At 38.8% G+C, this 13,721-nt stretch carries 14 protein-coding genes; all 14 read left to right on the forward strand.

All coding sequences use genetic code 11. From position 1 onward, the window contains the following. A partial coding sequence (locus tag ACED36_RS19795; RefSeq protein WP_371733734.1) for a transposase occupies positions 1-275 on the forward strand: 275 nt, incomplete at its 5' end. Positions 276-490: 215 nt separating this feature from the next. Continuing rightward, complete coding sequence (gene rfaH / locus ACED36_RS19800; protein WP_016960198.1) at positions 491-988, forward strand: transcription/translation regulatory transformer protein RfaH; 498 nt, start codon at positions 491-493, stop codon at positions 986-988. Positions 989-1,097: 109 nt separating this feature from the next. Beyond that, positions 1,098-2,219, forward strand: coding sequence for an LPS O-antigen chain length determinant protein WzzB (locus tag ACED36_RS19805; RefSeq protein WP_016960199.1), 1,122 nt, complete (start codon positions 1,098-1,100; stop codon positions 2,217-2,219). Between the two features lie 147 nt (positions 2,220-2,366). Further along, entirely contained in the window at positions 2,367-3,557 is a 1,191-nt protein-coding gene (locus ACED36_RS19810) for a UDP-N-acetylglucosamine 4,6-dehydratase (protein WP_016960200.1), read from the forward strand. 12 nt (positions 3,558-3,569) lie between these two features. Beyond that, positions 3,570-4,721, forward strand: coding sequence for a LegC family aminotransferase (locus ACED36_RS19815; protein ID WP_016960201.1), 1,152 nt, complete (start codon positions 3,570-3,572; stop codon positions 4,719-4,721). A gap of 16 nt (positions 4,722-4,737) precedes the next feature. After that, positions 4,738-5,916, forward strand: a complete 1,179-nt coding sequence (neuC, locus tag ACED36_RS19820; protein ID WP_016960202.1) for a UDP-N-acetylglucosamine 2-epimerase — start codon at positions 4,738-4,740, stop codon at positions 5,914-5,916. Between the two features lie 7 nt (positions 5,917-5,923). Continuing rightward, positions 5,924-6,997, forward strand: a complete 1,074-nt coding sequence (gene neuB, locus ACED36_RS19825) for an N-acetylneuraminate synthase (RefSeq protein WP_016960203.1) — start codon at positions 5,924-5,926, stop codon at positions 6,995-6,997. Then, complete coding sequence (locus tag ACED36_RS19830) at positions 6,990-7,652, forward strand: acetyltransferase (RefSeq protein ID WP_029486430.1); 663 nt, start codon at positions 6,990-6,992, stop codon at positions 7,650-7,652. Before neuB ends, ACED36_RS19830 begins: the two co-directional genes overlap by 8 nt. Further along, entirely contained in the window at positions 7,649-8,710 is a 1,062-nt protein-coding gene (locus tag ACED36_RS19835; RefSeq protein WP_016960205.1) for a nucleotidyltransferase family protein, read from the forward strand. The genes ACED36_RS19830 and ACED36_RS19835 overlap by 4 nt, the downstream gene beginning before the upstream one ends. A 3-nt stretch (positions 8,711-8,713) precedes the next feature. Continuing rightward, positions 8,714-9,700, forward strand: a complete 987-nt coding sequence (locus ACED36_RS19840; protein ID WP_016960206.1) for a Gfo/Idh/MocA family protein — start codon at positions 8,714-8,716, stop codon at positions 9,698-9,700. Beyond that, complete coding sequence (locus ACED36_RS19845) at positions 9,697-10,383, forward strand: cytidylyltransferase domain-containing protein (protein ID WP_016960207.1); 687 nt, start codon at positions 9,697-9,699, stop codon at positions 10,381-10,383. The genes ACED36_RS19840 and ACED36_RS19845 overlap by 4 nt, the downstream gene beginning before the upstream one ends. Before the next feature lie 2 nt (positions 10,384-10,385). Then, a complete protein-coding gene (locus ACED36_RS19850) occupies positions 10,386-11,159 on the forward strand; it encodes an oxidoreductase (protein WP_029486433.1) in 774 nt (257 codons plus the stop codon). 9 nt (positions 11,160-11,168) lie between these two features. Further along, a complete protein-coding gene (locus tag ACED36_RS19855) occupies positions 11,169-12,587 on the forward strand; it encodes a hypothetical protein (protein ID WP_016960209.1) in 1,419 nt (472 codons plus the stop codon). A gap of 7 nt (positions 12,588-12,594) precedes the next feature. Further along, positions 12,595-13,707 carry an FAD-dependent oxidoreductase gene (locus ACED36_RS19860; protein WP_016960210.1) on the forward strand — a complete coding sequence of 371 codons (1,113 nt, stop codon included), beginning with the start codon at positions 12,595-12,597 and terminating at the stop codon, positions 13,705-13,707. Positions 13,708-13,721 lie beyond the last annotated feature (14 nt).

Raw genomic sequence — 13,721 nt, forward strand, 5'->3', positions numbered from 1 at the left:
AGTATCGGCACCGAGCCTATCAAAAGCAGCTTAACGACAATGGACTCGCACAAAGTATGTCGAGAAAAGGAAATTGCCTAGACAACGCAGTGGCAGAGAACTTCTTCGCACTACTAAAAACAGAGATATGCCATAATCAACGCTTTGAAGATGCGGATGATTTGATGAAGCAAATCAAAGAATATATCGAGTACTACAATACCAAACGTATTAAAGTCAAACTAAAAGGCCTGACTCTGATAGAGTATCGAAATCAGGCCTTGAAAGCCGCTTAACAGAAATGTCCAACTTTACGGGGTCACTTCACAAATGCGGCCTTTTGTTTTTCTGAGAAATGCCACATACAACAATTCAAACTATGAACTGGTGCAGACAAATTGAGCAGTCGGGCGCACAATCCTTGCTGCACGGTGACTAGCCTAATATACTCTTGAGTTGCGTCGCAGAGACGGTGCAAAATTGGCTAGCTAGAGCATCGGCGAGAAATATAATGAATTCATGGTATCTGCTCTATTGTAAACGCAGCGAGCAACAACGCGCAGAGCAGCACCTCAAGCGACAAGGCGTTGACTGTTACTATCCACAAGTGACGGTAGAAAAAATTCGTCGCGGTAAGCGAACTACTCAGCTTGAGCCCCTCTTTCCTAATTATATTTTTGCTACCTTTGACGCAGAAAAAATCACCTACAACACCGTTCGTTCAACGCGCGGTGTCGTCGATTTTGTTAGGCACGGAGCGATGCCCTGTACTGTTCCTTTTGGGCTAATTCTAAACCTCATGGCGCACGAAGATTCAGATGCGCAGCGCGAACAGCTAAATGACATGTTGAAACCGGGTGACCAAGTAGAGGTGTTGAGTGGCCAGTTTGAAGGATCTGAGGCGATTTACAAAGAAGCTGATGGTGAAATTCGCTCTATCTTACTGATTAAATTGTTAAATCAGCAAGTAGAGGTGTCTGAAGAGAACATCGTACTGCAACGAAAATAGCACTGCCACAAAGCGAAAAATTATTGGTTATCGCGTGCTTTGGGAACGACACCTAAGGGCGGTAGCGTGTTTTTCACAAACTTAAATCGAAATTTTGGAGGAGCACAGAGTGACCAGCGGAAAACAATCTGAATTGCAATACACAAGGCCAAATAGCCATCAAGAAGATGACATTGATTTGCGCATACTGTTCAAAGTGTTGTTGCAAGGGAAATCCACCATTGTCGCCTGCACGTTGCTTTTTGTGGCGACAGCCGCGGTTTATGCAATAAATGCACAGGAATGGTGGACCACAAAAGCCGTGATTACGACCCCTAGAGTGGCTGACGTGGTGACTTTTAGCCAGGCGGTAAAACGTTATCAGCCAGCATTTGATTACAATCAATTTAATGCGGAAAATAATAGTTTTAGTGATTTGGTGCAGCCAGGGCTAGAGCTTGATGTTTTGATAAATGAGAGAACGATTTTTGAACGTTTCCTACAAGCATTTAATGCTAGCAAAAATAAAAGAGAGTTTCTAAATCAAAGTCCTGTTTTCGTCAGTGCTTTAGAACTGCTAGATATTAACGACGACACTCGCGCTTATAGCTTGGCAGTTAACGATTGGTTGGGAAAGCTCATTGCTAACAGAAATGACAAAACAAACAATGAATTAATAACACTCAGCGCCCAAAGTGTCACTGACCTAAGTAGCCTTACACTTCTTAATAATTATATCGCCTTCATCAATAAGAAAGTGACCGCGGGATTAATTGACGATTTACGTTCAACTCTGCAGATCAAAAAAAATGAACTATTCCAGCAATTAGAATCTCGAGAATTGCTAGTGGCGCAACAACTTAAGCTTGAAATTGCAAAAGCTGAGCGAGCGCTCAAAATTGCCAATGCAGCTCAAATTAGAAGACCAGTACAAAACCTCAATAAAGAAGAAATATTTGCAATAGATATTGGTGCAGACGCAATCAGTGAAAAAGTGAATGTTTTGAAGTCATTGGATGATCTATCGATACTTGATCCGAACTTGGGTCAAATCAGGAATAAATTAGCGATATTACAGCGTGAACTTCCTCAGATAGAAAATTTAACTCTATTTAGCTATCTGGAATCTGCGGAATTGCCTCTGAACCGTGACAAACCCAAGAGAGCATTGATTGTCGTTCTAGGAGCATTGCTAGGTGGCATGTTTGGTATCGCGATTGTTATGGTTCGTTACGTGTTTAGAAAGGATTAGTAGGTCTATTTTCTGACATGTCAGTATCAGAAAGACGACATGATGCAATTAGATAGTCAGACTTGATTGCATTAAATCATATATGTCTCAGGTGATTATAAATGTTTGAGATGACTAAATAAGTAAATTTAAGTTAGGTGTTCGAAAATGAATAAGATTTTACCACTTATTGGTCGGATCGAAGCGTTATTCATGCAAGATATTGCTCGTCATGAAGTTGAGTTATCTTGTATCGTTTCTGAGTCAAGATTTCTAGTACTTGGTGGAGCTGGGTCCATTGGTCAAGCCGTAACAAAAGAAATATTTAAACGTAACCCAAAAAAGCTTCATGTTGTTGATATTAGCGAAAACAACATGGTTGAGCTAGTACGAGATATTCGAAGTTCACTTGGCTACATAGATGGCGATTTTCAGACATTCGCTCTAGATATTGGTTCTTTAGAGTATGATGCGTTCATCAAATCAGATGGACACTATGACTATGTATTGAATCTGTCTGCACTAAAGCATGTTCGAAGTGAAAAAGACCCATACACATTGATGCGAATGATTGATGTAAACGTGTTTAATACGGATAAAACTATTCAGCAATCTATTGATGCTGGTGTGAAAAAATATTTCTGTGTATCTACAGATAAAGCCGCTAATCCAGTTAATATGATGGGCGCATCCAAGCGTATTATGGAAATGTTCCTAATGCGAAAAAGTGAAAAAATAGCAATCTCAACCGCGCGCTTTGCCAATGTTGCCTTTTCGGACGGCTCATTGTTACATGGATTTAACCAGCGAATTCAAAAAAATCAACCAATCGTGGCTCCAAACGATATTAAACGTTATTTTGTTACCGCTCAAGAGTCGGGTGAGCTATGTCTAATGTCATGTGTCTTTGGGGAGAATCGTGACATTTTCTTTCCTAAACTGAGCGAAGCTCTTCACCTTACTTCATTTGCTGATATAGCAATTAAATATTTAGAACAACTTGGCTATAAACCTCACTTATGCGATACAGAAGAAGAAGCTCGTCAGCTTACTCTGTCGCTTCCAAAGCAAGGTAAGTGGCCATGTTATTTTACTACTAGTGATACAACTGGTGAGAAAGATTTCGAAGAGTTTTTCACAGAAAAAGAAGAATTGGATATGTCTAGATTTATAAATCTTGGCATCATTAAAAATGAACCAACTTATGAACATGAACTACTTACTTTGTTTGAGGATAGTATTTCAGAAATGAAGGGAGAGCGGGCTTGGACCAAAGAGCAAATTGTTAAGCTGTTCTTTACTATGATTCCTGATTTTGGTCATAAAGAAACGGGTAAATACCTAGATAGTAAGATGTAAGTGGAGTAAGTGATGAACGCTACATATCTTATTGAATTTGTAAGAGAAATTTACAAAACTAATGAATTTATTCCCTTGCATGCGCCAACGTTTAAAGGCAATGAAAAAGCATATGTAATGGAAACGATTGAAAGTACTTTTGTTTCTAGCGTTGGTAAATTTGTTGATGATTTTGAACGAAATATCGAAGCGTATACAGGGACGGCTAAAGCTGTAGCGACTGTCAATGGTACAGCAGCGTTGCATACAGCATTATATATGGCTGATGTTCAACGAGGAGACCTTGTGATCACGCAAGCATTGACTTTCGTTGCTACGTGTAACGCGCTTTACCATATGGGCGCTGAGCCTATTTTTGTTGATGTATCTCCAATTAGTCTAGGGCTTTGTCCGAAAGCCGTTGATTCATTTCTTTGCGAATATGCTGAAGTAACAGATGCTGGATGTATTCACAAAAAAACGGGCAAGCGAATCAAAGCTGTCGTACCCATGCATACATTTGGTCATCCTGTAGAGCTTGATGAACTAGTAGCTGTATGCGTGAAATGGGGACTTGTTTTAGTAGAAGATGCAGCAGAAAGCCTCGGGTCATTCTATAAAGATAAGCACACCGGTACTATCGGTGATGTTGGGGCGCTAAGCTTCAACGGTAATAAGATAATTACTACAGGTGGCGGTGGTATAGTTTTGTGTAAAAATCGAGAATTCGGAGCAAGAACTAAGCATGTCACGACGACAGCGAAAGTCCCTCACGCTTACGAGTTTTTCCATGATGAGCCAGGTTTTAACTATCGCATGCCGAATCTAAATGCCGCACTTGGTTGTGCCCAACTCGAATTAATTGACCAATACTTGAGGCAGAAAAGACAACTGGCAGAATGTTACAGAGAGTTTTTCAAAGAAACTGACGTTCAGTTTGTCACCGAGCCAAATTATGCTAAATCAAACTACTGGCTAAACGCAATTATTTGCCCTGACAAGAAAAGTAGGGAAGGGATTATTTTAGGCACAAATGGTTCTGGAGTCATGACAAGACCTATTTGGAAACTAATGCACCGATTGCCAATGTTTGAAAATGCAATTCGGGATGACCTTACATATTCTGAACATATTGAAGCGCATTTAATAAACCTTCCTAGTACACCTGTCGTAATCAATAGTTAAGTTGGGTTAAATACATATGATCCAGATACAAAAAAAAGTTGCGGTGTTCACTGGCACAAGAGCTGAGTATGGCCTCCTATTTTGGCTATTGAAGGACATCCAAAGTGACCCAGATTTAATATTACAACTACTCGTTTCTGGTATGCATCTATCTCCTGAGTTTGGAGAGACTTACAAACAAATTGAAAAAGATGGCTTCAATATTGAAGAGAAAATTGAGATTTTGTTGTCATCTGATTCTCCAATAGGCATCGCAAAAAGCATGGGGTTGGGAGTATTAGGTTTTACTGATGCTTTAGCGCGATTGTCACCTGATGTTTTAGTCATCCTGGGTGACCGTTTTGAAGCTCTTTCTGCGGCCCAAACGGCCATGATACTGCGTATCCCCATTATACACCTCCATGGTGGGGAGATAACAGAGGGTGCTTACGATGATGCTATCCGTCATGCTATTACTAAGCTGAGCTATTTGCATGGTACGTCTACAGATGAATATAGACAGAGAGTTATTCAATTAGGTGAATCACCAGAAAGGGTTAAAAATGTTGGGGCAATTGGTCTAGATCACTTGAATCGAACGTCTTTTATGACTGTTTCTGAATTGGCTGAATCACTGGACTTTGAGATAACGGCCCCATATTTTGTTGTGACTTATCATCCAGTGACGCTTGGAGATGAGGCTCCAAAACATGGCTTTCAAGAATTACTAGATGCATTAGATGAACATCCTGAATATCAAGTAATACTTACTTACCCTAATGCTGATGATGGCGGGCGACAGATTATCCCTCTTCTAGAAGCCTATGCGAAAAGTCAACCAAAGAGGGTTTTGGCAATACCATCTCTTGGACAGGCTCGCTATTTAAGTTCAGTTAAGCACGCCTCTGCGGTTATTGGGAATTCCTCGAGTGGTATTATCGAGGTTCCTGCCTTTGATGTTCCTACAGTGAATATCGGCTCGAGACAAAAGGGGCGATTAGCTGCTAAAAGTGTTATCAATGCAGATGCAACGAAAGCGTCTATAAGCGCTGCGATTAGACTTGCGGTAAGTCGAAATTATAAGGCAAACAGTGAAAATATCATAAACCCTTATGGTCAAGGCGATAGCAGCAAACTGGTCATAGAGATGATAAAGGGGTTAAGTTTTGAACCTTGTAAATCTTTCTTTGACGTAAATATTGAAGAAATTAAGTGAGAACGTGATGACGTTGATTATTGCCGAAGCAGGCGTAAACCATAATGGTCAAGAAGAGCTAGCTTTTGCTTTGGTTGACGCAGCTCATAAAGCCGGTTCAGATATCGTAAAGTTTCAGACATTTAAAGCAAAAAACTTAGTTACTGAAAAAGCAAAACAAGCAGAATACCAAGTCACGAATACGCAAAAGAGAGAATCACAACTTTCTATGTTGAGTCGGTTAGAACTTTCGTACGAAGTTCATCATAAACTCGTTAAATACTGCAACTCGTTAGGTATTGAATTTTTGTCGACAGCTTTTGACTTTGAAAGTTTAGATTTTCTAGTTAATGACTTAGGTTTGACACGTCTAAAGATACCTTCTGGTGAGCTAACGAATGCCCCACTTTTGTTGGCACACGCTCGCACCGGTTGCGACCTTATCGTTTCAACAGGAATGGCGACACTTTCTGAAATTGAAGCAGCGCTAGGTGTTATTGCTTTTGGCTACACCAATGAGCAAAACTCACAGCCTTCAATTTTTGGTTTTCAGGAAGCTTATTCGTCAGGGATTGGACAAAAAGCATTAAAAGAAAAAGTTACTATCCTTCATTGTACGACTGAATATCCGGCTCCAATGGAAGAAATTAACTTAAAAGCGATGGACACTCTTGGTCGGACATTTGATCTAGCTGCTGGTTACTCTGACCATAGCGAAGGCATCGTGATTCCAATTGCGGCGGTGGCCCGTGGCGCAGTATTGATTGAGAAGCATTTTACACTCGACAAAAAAATGGAAGGCCCAGATCATAAAGCTTCGCTTGAACCAAAAGAACTAGAGGCGATGGTTAAAGCAATCCGTCAAATCGAAGTAGCATTAGGCTCTAACGTGAAATCTCCGACACTCTCTGAAGTTAAGAACAAGGCGGTATCTAGAAAAAGCTTAGTTGCAGCAATTGACATTAATAATGGCGAAGAGCTAACTGAATCCAACCTTACGATTAAGCGTCCCGGCACTGGTTTATCACCTTATCGTTATTGGGATTTGGTCGGACATAAGGCAACGAAAAGTTACAATGCGGGAGATCTGATTGTTGAATGACGAACCATGTCCTATCGTAATGATTGGCGGAGGGGGGCATGCTTCCGTGCTAACAGATATTTTGCGCAACCAAGGGAGAGAAGTCCTAGCCGTTATAAGCCCTGAAGATATAAGTAAGCGCTCAGTCTTTGATGGTATTAAACATTTAGAAAAAAATGATGATATTTTGGATTTTGATAAGGATAACGTTCTTTTAGTCAATGGAATTGGGATGATGCCTAGATCAGAATTAAAGCAAAAAATCACTGAGTATTTTTTGTTGCTAGGCTATCGATTTGAAACAGTCATTGCGGAGAGTGCATTCATTTCCCCATTCTCAATAATAGAAGAAGGTAGTCAGATTCTACCAATGGCAATTGTTCAAACAGGGGCTAGAGTTGGTCGTCATAGCATTGTAAATACAGGAGCTTTGGTAGAGCATGACTGCAATATAGGTGCATACAACCATATCGCTCCAAATGCTACACTTTGTGGCCATGTGAAGACTGAAGATAATGTCTATATTGGAGCTGGTTCAACAGTGATCCAAAGTTTAAAAATAGGTTCCGGAGCAGTAATTGGAGCTGGGGCGAGCCTGACAAAACACTTGAAACCTGCGTCCACCGTCTATCCCGCTAGAGTTGAAATCAAAGTAGAAGGAAAAAGGCGAACATGAGCCATTGTTGGGAAAAAACTTTAATTTCTGAATACAGCACAATAAAACAAGCCCTAGCTATTATTAATAATGAGGCTATGCGAGTAGCTGTTGTTGTTGATAAAGATAATAGATTAAGAGGAATGGTCACTGATGGTGATATTCGACGAGGTCTACTCAATGACTTGACGTTAACGGATTCAGTAACAAAAGTCATGAATTTAAATCCAATAACAGTATCGCAAAACATCTCAAAAGAGCAGCTTGTAGAGCTAATGGAAAGAAAGCAAATTCTATCAGTTCCATTGCTTGATACAGAAGGTAAAGTTGTCGGCCTAGAAACACTGCATGGTGCTCTAAGTAAAAATCTATACAAGAATCCGGTGTTTATTATGGCTGGCGGCTTTGGTACACGTTTGCGACCTCTAACAGATAAATGTCCAAAACCAATGTTAAAAGTCGGTCAGAAACCTATTTTGGAAACTGTGATTAAGAGTTTCATTAAAGCAGGCTTTAGTGATTTTTATATATCGACTCATTATATGCCAGAGCAAATACATGAACACTTTGGAGATGGTAGTCAGTTAGGGGTTAGTATTTCATATGTTCATGAAGATACGCCTTTAGGAACAGGTGGAGCGCTTGGATTGCTGCCCGATGATCTACCGAAAGATCTACCTTTGATCATGATTAATGGTGACGTCCTGACTAAAGTCGACTTTCAACGTCTATTAATTTTTCATATTGAGAATGATGCGGATGCAACCATCTGTGTTCGTGAATATGACTACCAAATTCCGTATGGGGTTATTAATGGAAACGGCAACAAAATAACAAGTATGGTCGAGAAGCCGATACAACGATTTTTTGTCAATGCAGGTATCTATGTAGTGTCGCCGCATATTATTGAATCTGTACCTATGAACCATAAAGTGGACATGCCAACGTTGTTAGAACAGCATATGAATGAACGTGAAAATATATTTATGTTTCCTATACATGAGTATTGGCTTGATATAGGCCGTATGGATGATTTCAATCGTGCACAAGTTGATATACATACGCTAGGGTTGGATTAGAACGTGAGAATAGTTGCTGTAATTGGCTTCGGTAATATTGCGACACGTCATAGAAAAAATCTAAAAAAACTATTTCCGCAGTGCAAATTGATTGCAATGTCTGCTAGTGGACGGATACCTACAGAACAGATTAATGACTGCGATGAGATTGTGAGTTCAATAGAAGAAATTATAAAATTTCAACCAAAACTAACTATTGTTGCGTCGGCAGCTTCACATCATGCTTTACATGCGCTTCCTCTAATCGAGGCTGGTATTCCCGTACTTATCGAAAAGCCACTATCAATGGAGCTTTCAGACAGTATAATTCTGGAGGATGCCGCACTTAGGTATGGTACGCCCGTATGTGTAGGCTACTGTCTACGATATCTTTCATCCGCTTTGGTAATTAAAGGAGTACTAGATAGCAAGGAAATTGGGCGAGTTTATAACGCCCACATTGAAATTGGGCAATATTTACCGGACTGGAGACCAAATAAAGACTATCGGGAAAGCGTTTCTGCACAAGCACATTTGGGAGGGGGGGCCTTATTGGAGCTTAGCCATGAACTTGATTATGCACAGTGGCTACTTGGACCACTAAAGCTTCAGCATGCAATACTAAGAACTAGTGAAGAATTGGCATTAGACGTAGAAGATAGTGCCGATCTGGTGATGGTAAGTAAGCAGAGCACATTAGTGAATATTCACTTAGATTTTCTACAGCGGAAAGCTTATCGGAAATGCCGATTTGTTGGTAATGCCGGCGTACTGGAGTGGGATCTTATAGAAAATAACTTGAGGTTGATTCATCCTGATGGAGAGCGTATTCTCTATAGCGACTCTCAGTGGGATAAAAACCAAATGTATCTCAATATGATTATCGACTTTGTGAAAAATATTGAGGGAAAACCTCATTCATGTATAGATATAAAACAGGCAAGAAGAACAGTTTCCTTAATAGAGGCAATCAAGATATTTGATTCTGAAAAAATAGAGCCATATAAATGAAAAACTATGCATTCATTTTCGCCCGTGGAGGTTCTAAAGGCCTTCCTGGAAAAAACATTAAACCACTTGCTGGGAAGCCACTACTACAATATTCAATTGAGACGGCTAAGAGTTGTCCATCCATCGATAAGATCTTTGTATCAACTGACGATAAGGATATATCAAAAGTAGCTATAGATAACGGAGCTACTCTAATTGATAGACCAGCAGAGCTTGCTTCGGATGAAAGCCCTGAGTGGCTTTCTTGGCGACATGCTATTGAATGGGTCGAGGAAAAATATGGCCCATTTGATAGTTTTATCAGCCTTCCTACGACTAGTCCTTTACGAAATGTAGAGGATGTTGAACGTGCGATCTCCAAACGAACTGCTGTGGAGGCGGACATTTGTATTTCAGTAACACCAGCCAGTAGAAGCCCTTACTTTAACATGGTAAAAAAGAACCAGGACGAAAGTATAGCACTTGTCAACATGTCAAATGGAAAAGTAACTCGTCGCCAGGATGCTCCTAGAGTTTTTGATATTACAACGGTGGTTTATGCTACGACTCCGTCATTCGTACTTAATGAGTCCGGAATATTTAATGGAATAGTGACGAGTGTTGAAGTGCCAAAAGAACGCGCGGTTGATATCGATGATATTTATGATTTTATGCTAGCAGAAGCTATTTTAAGTGATAGGTAATGATGGAAAATCTATTAGATAGAAAAACTTTTTTAATCGTCGGCGCAGGTGGATTGTTAGGTTCAAAAATTGTACTTGAAGCGCTTGACCAAGGGGCAAAAATTATTGCCGCCGATGTAGATTTGAACTCGATGAAAACGCGCTTATCCTCTGTCGGTGTAGATATAGGAAGTGAAAACTTATTACTGTTAGAGTTTAATATTACTGAGGAAGAGAGCGTAAAATCATTGTTCTCGAATGCCATTTGGACAATTGATGGTGCAGTAAACTCAACATACCCTAGAAACAAAACATATGGCAAGCATTTATTTGATGTCAGCTTGGATAGTTTTAACGAAAACCTATCCTTACACCTAGGGAGTGCTTTCTTGTTTACACAACAGTCTGCTGCCTACTTCTTAAAGAAAAGAAAACAATTCTCTCTCGTGAATATTTCTTCTATATATGGTGTGGTTGCACCTAAGTTCGAAATATATGAAAACACACCTATGACAATGCCCGTCGAGTATGCAGCAATAAAAGCTGCGATTCAACACCTAAATAAATATGTAGTTTCATATGTTAACGACAGCGGATTCCGAATTAACTGTGTAAGCCCGGGCGGAATATATGACAATCAACCAGATGCGTTTTTAGATGCCTACAAAAATAAAACAAATGGCGCTGGGATGCTAGATGTTGGAGATATTGTTGGATCTGTGCTGTTCTTACTCTCACAGCAATCGAGATACGTAACAGGTCAGAATATCATTGTTGATGATGGATTTAGTCTTTAGGTTAATATAATGCACAATACGGTAAACAAGAACCTATTACTTTATGTATTTACTGCAATATTCTTCGTCCCAATGATTATACTTAATAGAGATTTGTGGGATGGAGTAATAATATCACATGCTTTTGTAACCAAAAATACAGAAATATACTGGAATTGGTTCACTGAAACCGGGTGGTTTCTAACACCATATATGTATGATGTTTTTTACCATTTATTTAGTGAAGCTAATTTCTTACAAATATTCTACATATTCTTTTTGTTTTGTCATGTTTTTTCCGCACATCAGATTTACATTTTATCACATGATGTTTTTGATTTTGGCGAGTGGCCATCATTAACGGCTAGTGCAATATTTGCTTTAAGTCCTTTGTGGAACATATATTTTTCAACCGTATTCTTGATGCATGCTTTTACACTTGCATTGGCTTTATACTGTATCAACAGACTACTGAAGTATAGAACTAAGACTTTTATTATCTTTTCAATTATTAGCTTGTTAGCTTTTCAGCAAGCATCAATACCTCCAATTATCATAGCTATACTTGGTATGGAATATTTATTACAACGAGAAAAGAAAAAAATACCATTTATACTTGGATATGTTTTGTTGTCTGTAGCGTTCTTTATGTACACTAGATATTCATTTCCTGCTCATGGTTTATATGAGAGTTACAATGGAATGAATGTCGGTAATATATTTGAATGGGGACACTACAAAGTATTTCTTCAATACATACAAGAAGTATATCCACTTTTCGCTCTCTTACTGATTATATCAGTTTTTTTAACTGATAATAGATATAAGGTTTTACTTTTTACTGGATTGATTTTTGCAGCGATTATACCTTTTATAGTTGTCGGAAAGCCCCCTTGGCCATCACACCTATTTGTGACTGAAGGTTGGGAACAAAGACAAGCCATTACATTAACTGTTTCGATATCACTTATTTTTGGTCTTGTACACATGATTCTGAGACAATCTAAATATAAATTTCTGGCGCTATCTGTATATATATCTATTGCAGTACTGAGTCTTAAGTTTTACAGCTCAGTTGAGGTGAAAGTCAAATCAGTTTTAATTCAGGATGCATTAGTATCGCTATTTAAAGAAAATACTAATGCTATTGGAGAGTGTGGAATTGTGCTAACAGTGGACGCGCCTCCAGCGTTTAGAAACTTGTCAAGTTATGAGCTTAGTTATTTGACCTGGCAAGCATTTGGTCAAAGGAAATACATTTACCTTTCTAGCAGAAAACCAACAAGTATCGACACAAAAGACATTTATAGAGATAAGTATATTCTCCCTGATGAGTATCCTAAATGTATGAAGAATGCGAGTTTACTTACAAACATCGATGAGTTGAAATTGTATGAACTTTTCACTGATCAATATTTAAAACAGAGTCTTGAAATAAAAACGCCGTGAGTCAAAGATGAAAAATAATATTATTATTGGTGGTGGGTTTTATGGTCTTTATATTGCTGAATACTTAGCAAAGAAAGGACATGCTGTTCATCTTTTTGACGAAGCTTTGGATTTTATGCAGCGTGCTTCTTTTAATAATCAAGCTCGAGTTCACAATGGTTATCACTACCCTCGTAGCACGCTTACGGCTTTAAGATCAAGAATATCATATCCTGTTTTTCTAAAGGAGTTTAAGGACTCTGTCTATTTAGACTTCAAGAAATACTATATGGTTGGGCAACCATTAGGAAAAATATCTGCTTATCAGTTTGAGCAGTTTTGTAAACGAATTAAAGCTCCGTGTAAAGCTGCTAGTCCCGAAATATGGGATTATGTTGACCGGCGCTATATTTCGGGTATCTATGAGACAGAAGAAGTTGCATTCGATGCAGTCAAATTAAAAAATACAATGCTTATTCGTGCCTTGAATGCTGGTGTAATACTGAATAATGGCACTAAGGTTAATCGTATTGAAAAACTAAGCTGTGGGAAAATTAATGTTTTCAGTGAATCTATAGATGGCGAAGCGATGGTGTATACAGTTGACCAAGTATTCAACTGTACTTACTCTAATATCAATCAAATTAATTTAAATTCATCAATTGAAGTAATTCCACTCAGGCACGAGTTGACCGAAATGTGTTTAGTCAAGTTACCAACAGAAATTGAGAAGCTTTCATTTACTGTTATGTGCGGACCATTTTTCTCAATAATGCCTTTTCCATCGACCAAATTCAGTACTTTTTCTCATGTTCGATATACGCCTCATTTCGATTGGAATGATCGCAAGAATGAACCCATTTATAGTTCAAATAAAGTGTTGGAAGATAATCATCCTACAAATTGGCGAAGAATGGTGAATGATGGGACAAGATACATGCCAATACTCAAAGGTTGCAAATATCAAACCTCGCTGTGGGAAACAAAAACAATTCTACCTGCAAGTGATCGAGACGACAGTCGGCCTATACTATTTAAATCTAATTATGTCATCAAGGGTTATCATTGCGTTATGGGCGGGAAAATAGACAATATTTATGATGTCATAAACATGATAAAGAAATATGAATTGGATCGATAATTTTATTAAATTTG

It is taken from the genome of Enterovibrio sp. FF113, from assembly GCF_041439165.1.
Taxonomy (GTDB): Bacteria; Pseudomonadota; Gammaproteobacteria; order Enterobacterales; family Vibrionaceae; genus Enterovibrio; species Enterovibrio norvegicus_A.

Coding starts and splice junctions, on each gene's coding strand:
- rfaH (WP_016960198.1), top strand. CDS start 491: ATGAATTCATGGTATCTGCTCTATTGTAAACGCAGCGAGCAACAACGC.
- ACED36_RS19810 (WP_016960200.1), top strand. CDS start 2,367: ATGAATAAGATTTTACCACTTATTGGTCGGATCGAAGCGTTATTCATG.
- ACED36_RS19815 (WP_016960201.1), top strand. CDS start 3,570: ATGAACGCTACATATCTTATTGAATTTGTAAGAGAAATTTACAAAACT.
- neuC (WP_016960202.1), top strand. CDS start 4,738: ATGATCCAGATACAAAAAAAAGTTGCGGTGTTCACTGGCACAAGAGCT.
- neuB (WP_016960203.1), top strand. CDS start 5,924: ATGACGTTGATTATTGCCGAAGCAGGCGTAAACCATAATGGTCAAGAA.
- ACED36_RS19835 (WP_016960205.1), top strand. CDS start 7,649: ATGAGCCATTGTTGGGAAAAAACTTTAATTTCTGAATACAGCACAATA.
- ACED36_RS19845 (WP_016960207.1), top strand. CDS start 9,697: ATGAAAAACTATGCATTCATTTTCGCCCGTGGAGGTTCTAAAGGCCTT.
- ACED36_RS19850 (WP_029486433.1), top strand. CDS start 10,386: ATGGAAAATCTATTAGATAGAAAAACTTTTTTAATCGTCGGCGCAGGT.
- ACED36_RS19855 (WP_016960209.1), top strand. CDS start 11,169: ATGCACAATACGGTAAACAAGAACCTATTACTTTATGTATTTACTGCA.
- ACED36_RS19860 (WP_016960210.1), top strand. CDS start 12,595: ATGAAAAATAATATTATTATTGGTGGTGGGTTTTATGGTCTTTATATT.